The sequence below is a fragment of the Colwellia psychrerythraea 34H genome (genome assembly GCF_000012325.1).
GTDB lineage: Bacteria > Pseudomonadota > Gammaproteobacteria > Enterobacterales > Alteromonadaceae > Colwellia > Colwellia psychrerythraea_A.
On the sequence record NC_003910.7, the window covers coordinates 2,471,514 to 2,486,932 of the forward strand.

At 37.2% G+C, this 15,419-nt stretch carries 10 protein-coding genes; 6 read left to right on the plus strand and 4 right to left on the minus strand.

What is annotated here, in order from left to right:
* Positions 1–35: 35 nt before the first annotated feature.
* Positions 36–1,409 (minus strand): endo-1,4-beta-xylanase, encoded by a 1,374-nt coding sequence (locus tag CPS_RS10550; protein WP_011043182.1) that lies wholly within the window; start codon positions 1,407–1,409, stop codon positions 36–38.
* 153 nt (positions 1,410–1,562) lie between these two features.
* Positions 1,563–2,576 carry a LacI family DNA-binding transcriptional regulator gene (locus CPS_RS10555; protein ID WP_011043183.1) on the minus strand — a complete coding sequence of 338 codons (1,014 nt, stop codon included), beginning with the start codon at positions 2,574–2,576 and terminating at the stop codon, positions 1,563–1,565.
* 175 nt (positions 2,577–2,751) lie between these two features.
* On the opposite strand from CPS_RS10555, the gene CPS_RS10560 reads away from it, so the two are divergent.
* From CPS_RS10560 to CPS_RS10585, 6 genes are all read left to right on the plus strand, one after another.
* Entirely contained in the window at positions 2,752–3,795 is a 1,044-nt protein-coding gene (locus CPS_RS10560; RefSeq protein WP_011043184.1) for a sugar phosphate isomerase/epimerase family protein, read from the plus strand.
* 123 nt (positions 3,796–3,918) lie between these two features.
* Positions 3,919–4,551 carry a PEP-CTERM sorting domain-containing protein gene (locus CPS_RS10565; protein WP_011043185.1) on the plus strand — a complete coding sequence of 211 codons (633 nt, stop codon included), beginning with the start codon at positions 3,919–3,921 and terminating at the stop codon, positions 4,549–4,551.
* 107 nt (positions 4,552–4,658) lie between these two features.
* Positions 4,659–6,317, plus strand: coding sequence for a cellulase family glycosylhydrolase (locus CPS_RS22880; RefSeq protein WP_138140267.1), 1,659 nt, complete (start codon positions 4,659–4,661; stop codon positions 6,315–6,317).
* The gene (locus tag CPS_RS10575) at positions 6,314–7,822 is read left to right on the plus strand and encodes a sulfatase (protein WP_011043187.1); all 1,509 of its coding nucleotides are present in this window, start codon (positions 6,314–6,316) and stop codon (positions 7,820–7,822) included. The genes CPS_RS22880 and CPS_RS10575 overlap by 4 nt, the downstream gene beginning before the upstream one ends.
* A gap of 23 nt (positions 7,823–7,845) precedes the next feature.
* Positions 7,846–8,865: a LacI family DNA-binding transcriptional regulator gene (locus tag CPS_RS10580; protein ID WP_011043188.1), complete on the plus strand. Its 1,020-nt coding sequence runs from the start codon at positions 7,846–7,848 to the stop codon at positions 8,863–8,865.
* Positions 8,866–9,025: 160 nt separating this feature from the next.
* Entirely contained in the window at positions 9,026–10,186 is a 1,161-nt protein-coding gene (locus tag CPS_RS10585) for an endo-1,4-beta-xylanase (protein WP_011043189.1), read from the plus strand.
* Positions 10,187–10,441: 255 nt separating this feature from the next.
* On the opposite strand, the gene CPS_RS10590 is transcribed toward CPS_RS10585, so the two are convergent.
* Both CPS_RS10590 and CPS_RS10595 read right to left on the minus strand, forming a co-directional pair.
* Positions 10,442–12,673 carry a tetratricopeptide repeat protein gene (locus CPS_RS10590; protein WP_011043190.1) on the minus strand — a complete coding sequence of 744 codons (2,232 nt, stop codon included), beginning with the start codon at positions 12,671–12,673 and terminating at the stop codon, positions 10,442–10,444.
* 87 nt (positions 12,674–12,760) lie between these two features.
* Complete coding sequence (locus CPS_RS10595) at positions 12,761–15,373, minus strand: glycoside hydrolase family 3 C-terminal domain-containing protein (RefSeq protein ID WP_011043191.1); 2,613 nt, start codon at positions 15,371–15,373, stop codon at positions 12,761–12,763.
* Between the last annotated feature and the right edge of the window lie 46 nt (positions 15,374–15,419).

Here is a 15,419-nt window from a genome sequence, read left to right on the forward strand (position 1 = left end):
TGTTGATACGGCTTTTTTATTGGAGATAAATATTCTTAAAAGGAAAGGGCTATCTCGTTAGTATTTTTATCAATGTTAATCGTATGCACAATATTACTGTCACCTTGGCTTACAGTAACTTGATACTTGCCATGGAAAGCACTGACATCAATTTTTCCAGCGCTATTCGTTTGTTTAGTTTCATTTGTTTGCCAGTGGTTATTGATAAGATATAGCCAAATTTTACCATTAAGGGGCAAACTCATATCCCAGTTTAATAGTCCTCTGGTTTCTTTTTCATTGGTAGTTGATTTATCATTAGCTGAAGAGCGACTTGTTAAATTATTTAATACCGTCCATGCAACGATGCCATCTACATTAGGGTGGGAGAAAAGCACTTGCATGTACTCTTCAGTCATTTGAGCGCGCCTCAAGTGTGTTGGCTTGAAGTTGTAGCGTGGTGTATTTACTATTTCAAACTCAGTAGCAACGATAGGGAGGTTGAACTCATTAAATTGTTCAAGGCGCTGATAGACCATTTCAGGGGTAATGGAGTCAACTCTAAATCGTGCTTGTACACCAATAGCTTCAATAGGACCGCCGTCAGCAATTATTTCTTTAATAATTTTTTTGTATTCTACAATCCGATCAATATTGGCTGGTGGGGCTGAAATAATTCTATTTTCATTAATAAATAAACGAGCATCTTTATTTCTAACGTGTTTTTGTGCTTGCTTGAACCAATCAGCCATAATATCTCGACCTAAAAGGTTAGCAATTTCAAGATTGTCTAACGGTTCATTCATTACATCCCATTCGACAACATCCCAACGCTTTGCATAGTCATATAGTTGAGCTTCTATAAAGTTTTTTAACTGCTCAGGATTGTTCTTTAATTTTTTGGCGTCTTTGTGCATAAACTGCCAGCCAGGGTAAACAAGTACATGACCGCGAGCGCTGATATCGTGTTGTTTTGCCCAATCTATTATTGGTTCTACAGTATCCGCTAATCTTTCTTTATGTTTGTATTTTAGCCCGTTGTTGAAGCCAATTTGATTAATGAAGTTTGGTAATACCTCTGCTTGTTTCGCAAATTTCTTAGTAGAGATTACTCCACCGAAGTTGAATTTATGGTTAAGTTGCTTTAACTCGACCTTAGCATTAGGTAAAGGAATGCCATTCTTGTCCTTTACCTCAACAGTGATTTGGGACTTACGGTATTTATTAATTCGCTGCTGAGCGTCAATGCGCCATTGTTGCTCACTCGTTCCATTTTTTTGTAATTCAATTTCAGCAATTATTTTTTCAATGCCGGTAATATTAGTACCGTCGTAAGTTTCTGCAAGATTTGTTTGTGCGTGTAGCGATAGTGATAATAACCAAAAGGCAGCAGGTACAATTATCGGTAATGTTTTTAGTGGATAGTTCATAGTACATTTACTTATTAAGTTTGGTATATGAAATTAAAATAACACTGAAGAATAACAGAGGTAAGGAAAACCTTGTTTAAAAGTGTTTAAAAATTATAAAATATTTGGCTGTTATGGAATAAAACAGACAAATATTTTATTGAAAATCGAAATTTAAGAACAGGGACTGGTAGAGTTTCTAATAATTAATTCACAGTCGAACACAGTATCAAACTCTTCAAAAGGTTGTTTTTTAATTCTTTTAATAAGTTTTTTTACGACGGTATTAGCCATTTGATTTATTGGTTGTTTAACAGTGGTGATAGATGGCCATATTTGTTGAGATACAGGAGCGTCATCATAACCAACCACAGATAAATCGGCTGGAATGTTAATTTTCATTTGCGCCGCTACTTTAAGAATTGCCGCTGCCATATAATCATTACTGGCAAAAATAGCCGTAGGTCTACTTTCTTGATTAAGTAGTTGTCTTGCGCAGCTTTCACCGGTTTCAAAAGTAAACATGCCCTGTTTTACATAATCTTCATCAAGTGTTAATCCCATATTTTCAAGTGCTCTTTGGTAGCCCTTATAACGTTTATGGGTGGCACCAAAGTCAGGGTGGCCTTTGATAAAACCAATTTTAGTATGACCAAGGGATATTAGATATTTGGTCATTTCAAAAGAAGCCTCTTCGTCATTACTCATAACATATGGAGAATCATGCTCACGTACAAAAGGGGAAATACGTGCAAACGGTATGTTTTTTTCATCAAGTAGAGCGATAAGCTCTTTATTATCACAAAGTGGATGAGTAAGAATAAAGCCATCTTGAGTTGAGTATTGGGTTATCGACTCGACACTTTTAATTAAATCAGGGCTGTTGTGATCACAAGGGTGAATTTGTAAGTTATAACCTTGCTCAATACATTGGGAGAGGGCCCCGTTTTGTAATTCAAGGATATAGCCCGGATTAGGATTAGAGTAGAGTAGGGTGATAATAAAAGACTGTTGACCTCTAAGCCCTCTTGCTAATGGGTTACGCTTAAAATCTAATGCTTTAACTGCTGCATGTACCTTTTCTTGTAATACAGGTCTGACATTAGGTTCATCATTAAGCACCCTTGATACTGTTTTAACCGAAACTTCGGCAACAAGAGCAACATCTTTAATAGTAGCTTTAGCCAAGGTATTCCTTTAATTGTTATCAGCTATAATTTATTAAAATCATAGCATTAACCTTGAAGCCCCGCAATCTAAAGAAAACTGTTTTAGACACCGTTATCAATTTGATGTTACTATTGGTTGTGACAACGTTATCAGTTTTATTTTAATCGTTGATATATTAATTGTGAGCTTTCAAATGAATTATAAACAAGAAAAGCGTAGGGCAGCTATTAAAAAAATTGCTTTTGTTGTTGGTGGGATAGCTATTGCACCAACATTAATCTCTCAATCATTAGCAAAACCCTTTTTAGCCAGTAATCCCATTTTGCCCTTTCAAATATCTTTATCTCAATGGGCGTTTGAAAGTGAAATTTTTGGCAAAGGACGTGATAACTACAAATGGTTTAAAAAAATGTTAGAGGAGGATCCTCAGGCTGTTTTGCAAGGCTCTATGGATACAACTGACATTGTTGTTAAAGCACAGAAGCTTGGTTTACATGGCGTTGATTTAGTCACCTCGATGATTTATGGACATAGAAATAATACGAAGTGGTTACGTAACTTTAAGCAAAAAGGCAAAGACCATGATGTTTCATTTATTTGTTTAATGGCTGATACCGCTACAAAAATTGGGGCAAGTGATTTATTAGCGCGCAAAAAAGCAGTAGATGATCACAAGCATTGGATAGAAGCGGCAGTAGAGTTAGGGTGTGAGCATATCAGAGTAAATCCTTTTGGTGATGGCACCTATTTACAGCAAATGAACCAATGTTCAGAGTCTTTATATGAATTAAGTGAGTTTGCTAGCAATGTTGGCATGCAACTTACCGTTGAAAATCATGGCCACCCTTCAAGTAATGGCGCATGGTTGAACATGTTAATAGAATTAACTAATCATAGTAATTTAGGTCTTTTTCTAGATTTTGGTAATTTCTTTATGGGTGGTTTTAATGCTAAACCTAGACGCTGGTATGATTTAAAACAAGGTGTAATCGACTTAGCTCCATTTACGGTTGGAATAAGCGGTAAAGCACGAAGTTTCTTACCTAATGGTGATATTGAAATGATTGATTATGATTGGAATATGGAGCAGGTATTGGCATCAGGCTTTAATGGTTGGGTTAGTGCTGAATATGCTGGAAAAGAGTATTCAAATACTCAAGGAGCCCAAATGATTATTGATAAATTGAGAAAGCTTCAAGAAAAACATAAACAAAGTCGAACTAATTTAATGACTTAGTATTTAATTTTGATTTTTGTTGATAACGTTGTCAATAGTGTTCTATTATTTAAGTAGATTGTTAACCGAGATAAGGCTAGCAACTAAAAAGTCATCTTTGAAGTAGGAATGAGAGAGTAAACAATGAAAAATAAAATAATGAAGTTTGTTCAAAGTAGTATTCTACTGTTATCAATAATTTTTTCTTATCAGGCGACAGCCGGATTAATAATGCGCGATCAAGGCATGGTATATGATGATGTTTTAAACATCACTTGGCTGCTTGATGCTAACTATGCCAAAACCAGTGGTGCAATTGACGCTGATTCAAGTGGTAAAATGACTTGGACAAATGCCAATGCTTGGGTCGACTCAATAAATGTGGGTGGTTTTTCTGATTGGCGCTTAGCTACAGTAGATACTGTTAATAGCGATAAATCAGAACTTGCCCATATGTTTATGGTTAATTTAACTAATACCGATAGCTTAATAAATAAAAGCTTCTCTGATGTAAATACCGGCGAAAAATATAATTTTAGTAACCTTTTTGGCAGTAGGTATTGGACTGACACATCGGTTAATGACACTAAAGCATGGTCTTTTAGTTTTAGTAATGGCAGTGAAAATGGTAATAAATTAAAATCTGAGACTTTTAAAGCATGGGCAGTTAGAGAGGGTGATGTAATGTCATTTTCTGTGCCAGAGCCGACGAACATAGCAATATTTATTATAGGTATTATGGGCTTAATTCATGTTAGGCGTATTAGTAAAAAATAAATATTAACGGTGTATTGATAAGGTCATTTTTTTATTTGGGTATGATAACGTTATCAATACTGTGGAAGAATTACTTTATAATCATTACAAGGATTTTGGATTAAAAAGTGTTTAATAAAATGCAGACAATAAGCATTAATAAAGATAGAGCAACAGCCATGATTAAAACGAATAAGATCATAAACCCATATATGAAAATTGCAATAGCACTCTCATCGGTACTTATAGCAACTGTTTCAAATCTGAGTTACGCCGAGCTACTTAACTCAAAAACACCTATTACGCCGCAAGAGATGGTTAAAAAAATGGGTTCAGGGGTCGACTCTACTTGGTCTGAAGTGCCTAATAAAATAGCTGAATATACTACGGATGCTAGTGTTGCTTTTGCTAACAAGGGCTTTAAACATATACGTTTACGTCTTGCTCAAGATCCCGCGGCGGATACGTGGACGTATTTAGATGAACAAATTCAAGATGCTCTAGACAATGGCATGATCCCTATAATTGCTAATCAATCTCATGCCTTTGAAGACAATCCTACAGCACAAACTCAAGCCGACTGGGTACAGTGGTGGCAAGATATGGCCGTACATTATAAGGATTACCCATACGAGCTAATGTTTGATTTGATCGTTGAAATAGCGGCGAGTAGCCCGTTATCAAATGAGCCTATTGATCAATTAAATGAAGCTTATGAACAAGCAGTTACCGCTATACGTGGTGCTGGTGGCTACAATGATAAACGTATCGTAATTTTTAGTGCACACAAGCGATCTGATGCAACAAGAATGAATCAGCTTGATATTCCAACGCAAGGTAATAACTTTCTAATTGGCGAGTTTCATGAAGGGTATGCGTCAGGACCAAGTACAGATTCAACTAATCCTCATTATTATTGGGATGGCGGAGAAGATGAAATTCAGTTAATGACTGACCGAGCTGATGCTGCTGTAGCTTGGAGTGAATCAACAGGTATACCCATATGGGAAGGTGCGTGGATGCCGGGTAACTATAACAAAGGTAATGATTATGATATTGCTAGACAAATTAACTTTGTAGAAGATTTTGTTAAAGTGCTTAACGATAGAAATATTCCACACGCGGTCAATGCGACCAAGAAGTTTTATGATGTTGCCACTAATCAATGGAATGAGTTAGAAGAAGTCGTTGATGCTATTATGATGCTTCGTCTTGGGCTTGAAGGTGAAGACCCTGACGTTGATAAGCAAGCGCCTGTATGGACAAACACTACTTTTACTTTACCTGATGCTGAACAAGGTGACATTTACAGTTATGACCTTTCAGTTGATGTTAGTGGACCCGAAGGTGGAGCCCTTATTTTTGCTAAAGTCTCAGGCTCTGATTGGTTAAATGTTAGTGAGTTAGGAGTGATTACTGGAACTCCTTTATCTACCGATACGGGTGAAAATATTTTTATTATGAGTACATCTGATGGGATAAACAACTCAGCAGGTGCTGTTAATGCTAGTTTTATTATTGATGTGATTCCAACATCTGACCTAGAGCCAATAACTGCGCCAGAGCCGATAACTGAGCCAGAGCTAATAACTGAGCCAGAGCTAATAACTGAGCCAGAGCCAATAACTGATCCAGAGCCAATACCTGAAATAGTATCAGAGCCTCAACCAGAAAGGCTTGAATCTTCATCTGCGGGTAGTCCAGGTTTATCTTTATTTGCAATACTTTTTGTTTATTTATTAAAAAGTATTATTACAAAAAAAACATATAGGAAAAATTCATTGTGAAAAAACAGTCATTAGTCGCAACTAGCCTCTTAGCCGCTTTTATAACAGGTGCTTGTACAGCCGATACAAATATCCAAGCAAAGCCAATTGTTAGCCAGGTCAAAGCAAAAAAACTTATTAAACCTAACGTATTATTTATCGCAGTAGATGATTTGCGTGTGCAATATGGACCCTATGATTTTGACAAAGCTATAACTCCTAATATTGACCGTTTGGTCAATCAAGGGGTCGCCTTTACTCAGGCTTATAGCAATGTGCCTGTGTGTGGTGCCTCGCGCGCTTCGATGTTAACAGGTGTTCGTCCAACGATTAATCGCTTTGTTGCTTTTGAAAGCGCTGATAAAGTGGCTCCTTGGGCACCATCTATTGCCAAAGTTTTTTCTGACAATGGTTATACAACCTACAGTTTGGGAAAAATATTTAATAACTTAACTGATCATGCAAATGATTGGAGTGAATTTCCTTGGCGCCCTGAAGGGGCTAAAAATGAAGATTCAACTAGCGGTAATAAAAAACAAGCAAGCTTATTATCACGGCATGATTATGTAACCTCAGATGGTGTTGCAATGGCTAAAAAAGGTATTAAAAATCATCCCGCTTTTGAAAAAGCAGATGTCGTGGATGATGCTTATAAAAATGGCAAGATAGCAAAACGTGCCATTAGTGATTTAAAACGATTGAAAAAAGCAGGGAAACCATTCTTTTTAGCCGTTGGTTTGAAAAAACCACATTTACCTTTTAATGCGCCAAGTAAATATTGGGACCTGTATGATGAAAGCACAATTGAACTTACGAAAATACCCTTAAAAGCTAAGGATTCTCCAAGTCAATCCGATCATAATTGGAATGAGCTAAGAAACTATGGCCATGATGGGGCTATGCCAAAAAAGGGCAAAATGTCTGATGAAATGGCACGAAAACTTATCCATGGTTATCATGCCGCTACCAGCTATAGTGATGCATTAATTGGCAATATTTTAACTGAGTTGGAAAGTTTAGGTTTAGAAGAAAATACTATTGTTGTTTTATGGGGGGATCATGGCTGGAGCTTAGGTGAACATACTCATTGGGCTAAACACTCTTCTTATGATGTCACTAATCATATTCCATTAATTATCAAAGTGCCGGGCATGACTAATGGAGAATTTTCCAAAGGTTTAGTTGAGTCAGTAGATATATTTCCTACCTTAACCCAGTTGGCTGGATTACCTGCACCAAGTTCATTACAAGGTGACTCCCTTGTACCGATGTTGAAAAATCCACAGGCTACAGTCAATGACGCTGTTTATCCTCGATGGAAAAATGCTGACAGTATTCGTACCCCAAATTATATGTATACCGAATGGCGAAATAAGAAAAATAACAAAGTGATAGCAAGAATGTTATTTGATCACCGTGTTGACCCTAGAGAGACAATTAACGTCGCTGAAAATTTTAAATATGCTCAAGTGGTAGTTGATTTACATAATCAGTTAGCTGCCCATATTGCGCAGGTTGAAAAATAATAAATATTTCTAAGGGTGATTTGATGACAAAAATAACAATCAAAGATGTAGCACTAAGGGCTGGGGTTTCTGTTAAAACTGTGTCACGAGTGATAAATAATGAAGTTAACGTTCGTGCCGAGATGCAAGAGAAAGTTAAAAAAGCGGTAAATGAATTAGGTTTTCGTAGAAACCCCTTAGCGAGGGCACTACGGAATCAACAGACGTCTATTTTAAGTTTACTGTATTCAAATCCCAACCCTGGTTATATTCTAGAAGTACAAAACGGTATTCAAGCGCAATGTGATCTTGATAATTATAATTTGCAAATATTGCCTTGTGATCATAACGATGAACATTTTTTTGAAAAGATAGAATCGTTATTGCAACGTTCATCGACCGATGGGGTATTATTGATAGAGCCACTTTGTGATATGCCAGAGGTCATTGATTTATTGGATAAATATAAATTACCTTATGCGCTGATATCTCCAGCAACTTCAAAGCCTAAAGCACCTTTTGCTCGCTCTAACGATGAGCAAGCCTCATATCAAATGACAGAATACTTGATATCTCAAGGGCATAAAGATATTGCTTTTATTATGGGTGACCCAAGCCATGGTGATAGTCATCAGCGGTTAAAAGGTTACCAAAATGCTTTAGCTGAATATAATATTTCAGTAGATGATACATTTTTTGAGCAAGGCTATTTTACTTTTGAATCAGGTGAAATATCAGCTAGACGATTATTGTCACTTAAAAATAGGCCTTCGGCCATTTTTGCTAGTAATGATTATATGGCTGCAGCGGTATTAAAAGTTGCCGCACAAAAGCAGATTAAAGTACCACAAGAGCTCTCTATTGTTGGTTATGATGACACCCCTGTATCAAAACAAATATGGCCTGCACTAACAACGGTTAGACAACCAATACGAGATATATCTTCACACGCGACAAAAAAACTCATTGCTCAACTTAATAAATGCTCATTTGATGAGGTAAAAACCTTGTTTGAATGTCAACTAGTGGTGCGAGAGTCAACCAGTGTTTGGGCAAGTGATTAAGGTGTATGACGGTCGTATTAGTGTGTCTTTAATTGTTAAGTGGTCAGGCGGCCTCTGTTACCTATTGTTAGTTACGATGATACGCCAGTATTTTACAAGGAATTGAAAAAACGCCTTTATTACTCCGCGCATCAATAAATTTCAAATAAGAAGCAAAATTATGAAACGAATAAAACTACTTTCTATTTATACTGTGCTGATTTTATTAGGGTGCTCCTCTACTAATGAGTCGGTTAATCATTATGTCTATACCGAAGAGCCTACCGGTCGTCGATTAAAAGATATCGTTGCTGATAAGTACCCAAGCAATGTTTATATTGGCGGAACCATTCAATACCGAGAATTGAATGGTGCTAAAGGGGAGTTATTGAATAATGAATTTAGCTATATAACCCCTGCGAATATTTACAAACAATCACACATCCATTCAAAACCGAACAAGTGGAAATGGCAAGCGCCAGATGACTGGATTCAACAGGCTAAAAAAAATAATCAACTAGTACGACTGCATGCTCCTATTAGTCCTCAAAGCTCAAAATGGGTTAGAGATGACGCTAGAACGGCACAAGAATTGGAGCTAATGTTGGTTGAATTTATGACCGCTTTAGCAAAACGTTATAATAATGAACCTCATGTAAAATGGCTCGATGTGGTTAATGAAACTATTACCGAACAAGGTACATGGTTTGGTCCAAAACCTGGGGTGACTGCATGGGAAAACCCTTGGACTAAAATAGGTTTTATTACTGATATTTCGGATAAATTCCCTTTGCTTCAAAAGCTAGGTGTGCCGAAATACATTGTTCAGGCATTTGAAATTGCCAATGAACATGCCCCTAATTTAACCTTGGTGCTTAATCAACACCGAATGACCTCTCCAAAATCTATTGCATTAATGAAAGAGTTAGTCATGTATTTACGAGATAGGAATCTACGTATTGATGCAATAGGCTGGCAGGCGCACCTTCGTGAAGAATATGTCGACTTTGCCAATATTGATAGCCAAGCAATTAAAAACCTGGATAACTTAATTAAATGGGCTCATCAGAATGATTTTGAGTTTCATGTCACAGAAAATAATATTCATATTAAAAATAATAAACCTTATAAGGCAGATATAGTTGCTAAAGCTTTTGGAAACATCACTGAAACGTTACTTGAAAATCATCAAGCAGGAGTGGTGGGATGGAGTTTATGGACATTGGCTAATGCTCCTCATTTTAAAGCTAAAAATATAGAAATATTAGGTTTATGGGATGAGCAATTTAAGCCTCAAAAAGCTTATTATGAAGTGCAAAGAGTATTGGAAAATACTAAGTGATAAACGTTCAGGTTACTTAAGGCTACTTTAGTGATTTATGTTTGAGTATTGTTACAGCCTATTGTTAATTCAATAGGCTGTTTTCATTTTAGTTGTTCGTATACCAATTGCACTAACTAAGTGATCGTTTACAAATGGCTTAAATATCCAATAACATCGTTACTTTCAATCCTAATAGCCAGCTATTGGGATTGAAAGCGCCTTGTTCTTTAAAATTTATTCTCATTAAATTATACAAGCTTAATCAAAATGGTATTACTGTTGATACTGCGCCATGTAAAACTGTACTTTTTTTATGTCTCCTAACTTTTGATAGTAACTGATCAAGGAGGATATAAGTTGTTGATCATTAGGGTTAACTCTTAGTGAGTTTTCTAAAACAACTACTGCCTTCTTTGTTTCATTGTTGGTATCTAAGGCAACCGCATAAACATAATGATAATAGGGTAGGTTAGGGGATAATCCAGCCGCTATCTGCAGGTGCTTTATTGCCACAATCATATTTTTTTGCCTAACTTGCTGTAGGCCTAACGCAAATTGTGCCATAGCATTTTCGGGCATAACTTTTACTGCATTAAATAACAAGACTGTGGCTTGGCTATCTTTACCTGTTTGACGATACAAGTCAGCTAAGTTCACCATGGCAGGTACAAACTTAGTATTTATGGATAACGCCTTTTTATAAAGCTGTTCAGCCTTAGATATTTGACCTTGTTTAGCATAAAATAGCGCTAAATTTTGGTGGCTATTAGCGGTATCATTATTAACAAGTTGACTGATAATGTAATTATTTTGAGCATTAGCTAATTGCTGCGCTTGCACTTTAGGTAGTTGTTCTAAAGGCACTGCAGCTAAAACTCTGGCGACCTCCATTCTAATGGCTTTATTGCTATATGAATTACTCGTATCAAGCAATGACGCTAAATGTTGATATGCTTGTTCTGTTGGTAGCATTTCTATAATACCAAGTGCTGAACGCTGTATTTTACTGTCAGTATTTTTTAAAGAAGCAATCGCGGTGTTAAGGGTTTCTTGAGTAGGGTATTGCGTTAATAAACTTAGCGCGCTTGCTTTAACAATGCTCGCCTGTGTCGTATCGTGTGCTAATTTATTCAATAAATCATGACCGGTAGCCCACTGCTTTCTGCCGGCATAGAGTGTTTTAGCAAAATGGGTCATGCGTTTTTGACTTGTTGGATACCAGCTCTCAACTTTTTTTACCGCCCAATCGATTGATTGCTCTTGATGGCAAGTATTACAAGCATTAGGCAAGCCAAGTTTTTTTGATAAATCAGGACGAGGAATACGCAAACTATGATCTCGCCTTGGGTCTACGCTCATGTAGGTAGTTTCGGGCATGTGACAATTTACACATTGTGCGCCTGTATTAGTAATATCATGCTGATGATGTTTAGGTGTATCAAATACTTCGCGTTTATGACATTGAGTACAAACCGCATTGTCAGGAGCGCGTAACTTCAAGCTATGAGGTTCATGGCAATTACTACAGACTACGCCTTCGTGATACATTTTACTTTGAATAAAAGATCCATATACATAGTCTTCATCTTGAATTTGACCATCACTATGATAAATATTTTCATCTAGTAATTGTAGATGATGGCTTTCATCAAATTTTTTACCTAAATAGTTTTCTGTCAGTGCACTGCGTCTGCTGTGACAGTGTGCACAGGTATCAAGTTGTAAACTCTTCTCATGGTCTTTGTTAGGTGTGAATTGTGCAGTATTTCTGTCAGGAATTATTTGCCATAACCCTTTAGGCGCTAGGTTAATTAAACCATTATTCTGTTTTATACTAGCACCATTTTTTGCCCACATTTGGTGGTCTTTACCTGCACCATGACAAGACTCACAAGCAACATCAATATCGGTCCAAGTACTATTGTAAATTAACTTCTCATCATCAAAGTTTTTTTCAAAGCCAGTAGAGTGGCATTCAGCGCAGCGACTGTTCCAGTTAAAATAACTACCTGTCCAATGTAACATATCATCAAAGGGGATCTCCCCTTGGTCGGCTTGTAGGTGGTACCAACGTTGGCCGCCTTCAGTTTTTGGGCGGCTATCCCAAGCGATTGATAAAGCTTGTAACCTTCCTTGCCCAAAGTCTACTAGATACTGCTGTAATGGAGTAAAACCAAAGGTATATAAGATTTTATATTCAGTTAGTACACCTTTTTTATTTTGGGTTTTGACAAAGTACTGTTCATTTTGGCGATAAAATTCAGCGGTGGTGTTGTGAAACGAAAACTTCGTCTGATCAAAATCTCCCAGTACAGTGTTTTTATTCACTGGCTGCATAGCCAAGTCATGGTGAGAGTTTTTCCAATCGTTAAACTGCTGCTGATGGCAATTAGCACAGGCAGCTTTGCCAATAAATTTTTCAGAGGGGACTGGATCGTTGTTCGCAAAAGAATGGGGGGCGAATGAACTCAAAAAGAACAAAATAGTGATTGAAAAAATCTGCATAACACTCTCAAGGTAAGTGTAAAGAAAAGGACAGTGATAGCACTATATCACTGTCTTTGCATGGACAATAAGATCGTATTGATTTTCCTATTGATAAGAAAAACTAGTACTCGTTTTAATATCATTTACCGAGCTGCCGATATGTACAGAGAATTGACCTTGCTCTGCTAGCCAGTTTTTAGTGTTTACATCCCAAAAAGATAAATCGCGTTGGGTTAAAGTAAGCATAACTGTTTGACTTTCACCGGGTTGTAAGAATACTTTTTCAAAGCCTTTTAGTTCTTTTACTGGGCGAGGAACACTCGATTCTTCATCATGTAGGTATAATTGAACAACTTCTGCTCCAGCCACTTTACCGGTATTGGTTATTTTTACGCTTGCTGTAATGGTTTCACCCGCAGAAATGACATCTTTGTTAAGGGAGATGTCACCAAAAGAAAAATGGGTATAACTTAGGCCATGGCCAAAAGGAAACAATGGTTCAATGTTTTGCTGTTCAAACCAACGGTAACCAATAAAGACACCTTCAGGATATGTAGAGGTTTTTTCATTGTAATCATTAAGTACGATTGGTGCTGTATCGGTTAATTTTTTTGGCAATGTTATTGGCATTTTTCCTGATGGATTAACATCGCCAAACAATATGTCAGCATAACTATGTCCAGCTTCCATGCCGCCATACCAGCCCCAAACAATAGCATTGGCTTGTTCTGCCCATGGCATTTCAACCGCTGAGCCACCGATAACAAAGACCACTGTTGTTGAGTTTACCGCAATTAAATCACTGATAATATCATCTTGGTTATTCGGTAATACCATATTTGACCTATCTTTCGATTCACGATCATCAGCATGGCTTAAGCCTGCATAATAGATTACAGCATCGGCATTTTTTGCTGCTGCTAAATATTCATCTTTAGTGCTAAATGGACTACCTGGAGCATTCCAGCCTAACACAACGTTATCAGCACCATCATATCCAAGAGTAAAAACATATTTTTTGCCTTGTTTTAACGTTAACTTGTGTTGGTAAGTCTTGTCACCGCTTAAGGTAGTATTGATCACTTCTTTACCATTAATCACTAAGTTAACATTGCCTTTACCACCTAGCTTCAACACATGTTCACCGCTGGCTAGCGGCATAATGTCAGCTTTTAAATTTATATGTTGAATAACATCACCTAGCGGCGAGTTATAACTAGATTCAGGTAACCAGCCATAATGTGCAGCTTTTTTATTGCGATCTTTGGTTTTATATTCAATTAATCGCCAAGCGGGTGTGCCCGTGCCACGATTATTGGTTTTAACAAAATCTTCAGCAATAGGTTGCACACCACTTTGACTGCGGGCGCGCATAAACTGTATTTCAACATTATCACCAAGCTTATCTTTAAGACCTTGTAGAGGTGTTATTTCCCAAAGGGATTTTACTTGCGATGAACCGCCACCACTGCCATGTTTTTTATCGGCATTAGGACCTAATACTAAGATATTTTTTACTTTATTTTTATCTAAAGGTAATACCGTGTTTGTGTGATTAGCACTAGCAACACTTTCATTTTTAAGTAACACCACACCCTGTGTTGCTATTTGTCGAGAAAAATCTCTGTGCTCTTGGGTATTACGTTGGCCAGAAAAACGTTGTTTGTCCATCATGCCAATGCTTAATTGTACACGTAATATACGGCGCACTTTATCGTCAAGTACAGCTACGGGCACTTTGCCTGATTGGATCATCTTTAATAAAGGCTTAGCTAAAAAATAATCATCGTAACTCTTAGCGCGGGTGCCCATCTCTAGATCAAGGCCATTCATGGCAGCGTCATAGGTATTAATATCAACATCCCAGTCAGTCATTAACAAACCTTGGTAGCCCCATTCACCTTTTAGTATATCCATAATTAAATGTTTATTTTGATTGGCATTAGTACCATAAACATTATTGTATGACCCCATCATAGCGTAGGTATTACCCTCTTTTACTGCTGCTTCAAATGCTGGCAGGTAAACTTCACGTAAGGTACGTTCATCGGGCGTTGCATCAACACCATGACGATTTAGCTCTTGGGTATTAAGTGCAAAATGTTTTACTGTTGCAGCGACATCATTCGCTTGTATTGCAATAATTTCAGGCACCACTAATTTAGCGGCAAGAAAAGGGTCTTCACCTAAGTACTCAAAATTTCTACCATATAAAGGCAGACGAGCAAGGTTAACGCCAGGCCCTAAAATAACATCTTTATTTCGATGACGAGCTTCACTACCTAAAACATTACCATGCAGTGTAGCCATTTGCGGATCCCAACTAGCAGCAACTGCAGTCAGGGGAGGGAGGTAAGTCGCTTGGTCATCGTCCCAGCCTGCTGGTTTCCAACTGTCGCGAGATATCTGTCGGCGAACTCCATGAGGCCCATCACTCATTTCCATACTATGAATACCTAGACGTTCAACCGCAGCATTAGCGAACTTAGTATTAGCATGTACGAGTGATATTTTTTCTTCTAAGGTCAGTTGAGCTAATAAACTCTCAATATCTTGCTCTTTATTTTTGTGACGAAGGGCTTTTGAGTCCAGATTTTCACTCAATGTTTTAGAGGTTAAGTTGGCTTCAACATCTTGTTGAACACAGCCTACATTGCTTACTGATATTGCAAGTAAAGAAAAGTAAATAGGAATACTTTTAAGTTTAGAATAATTCATTTTATGGACCCTTAATGCTTTGTTATCTTTATATTGCTTTATCATT

What these genes read in the sequence shown, in the direction of transcription:
- CPS_RS10595 (WP_011043191.1), bottom strand. Translation starts at nt 15,373, where the DNA reads ATGAATTATTCTAAACTTAAAAGTATTCCTATTTACTTTTCTTTACTT.
- CPS_RS10590 (WP_011043190.1), bottom strand. Translation starts at nt 12,673, where the DNA reads ATGCAGATTTTTTCAATCACTATTTTGTTCTTTTTGAGTTCATTCGCC.
- CPS_RS10560 (WP_011043184.1), top strand. Translation starts at nt 2,752, where the DNA reads ATGAATTATAAACAAGAAAAGCGTAGGGCAGCTATTAAAAAAATTGCT.
- CPS_RS10580 (WP_011043188.1), top strand. Translation starts at nt 7,846, where the DNA reads ATGACAAAAATAACAATCAAAGATGTAGCACTAAGGGCTGGGGTTTCT.
- CPS_RS10565 (WP_011043185.1), top strand. Translation starts at nt 3,919, where the DNA reads ATGAAAAATAAAATAATGAAGTTTGTTCAAAGTAGTATTCTACTGTTA.
- CPS_RS10585 (WP_011043189.1), top strand. Translation starts at nt 9,026, where the DNA reads ATGAAACGAATAAAACTACTTTCTATTTATACTGTGCTGATTTTATTA.
- CPS_RS10550 (WP_011043182.1), bottom strand. Translation starts at nt 1,409, where the DNA reads ATGAACTATCCACTAAAAACATTACCGATAATTGTACCTGCTGCCTTT.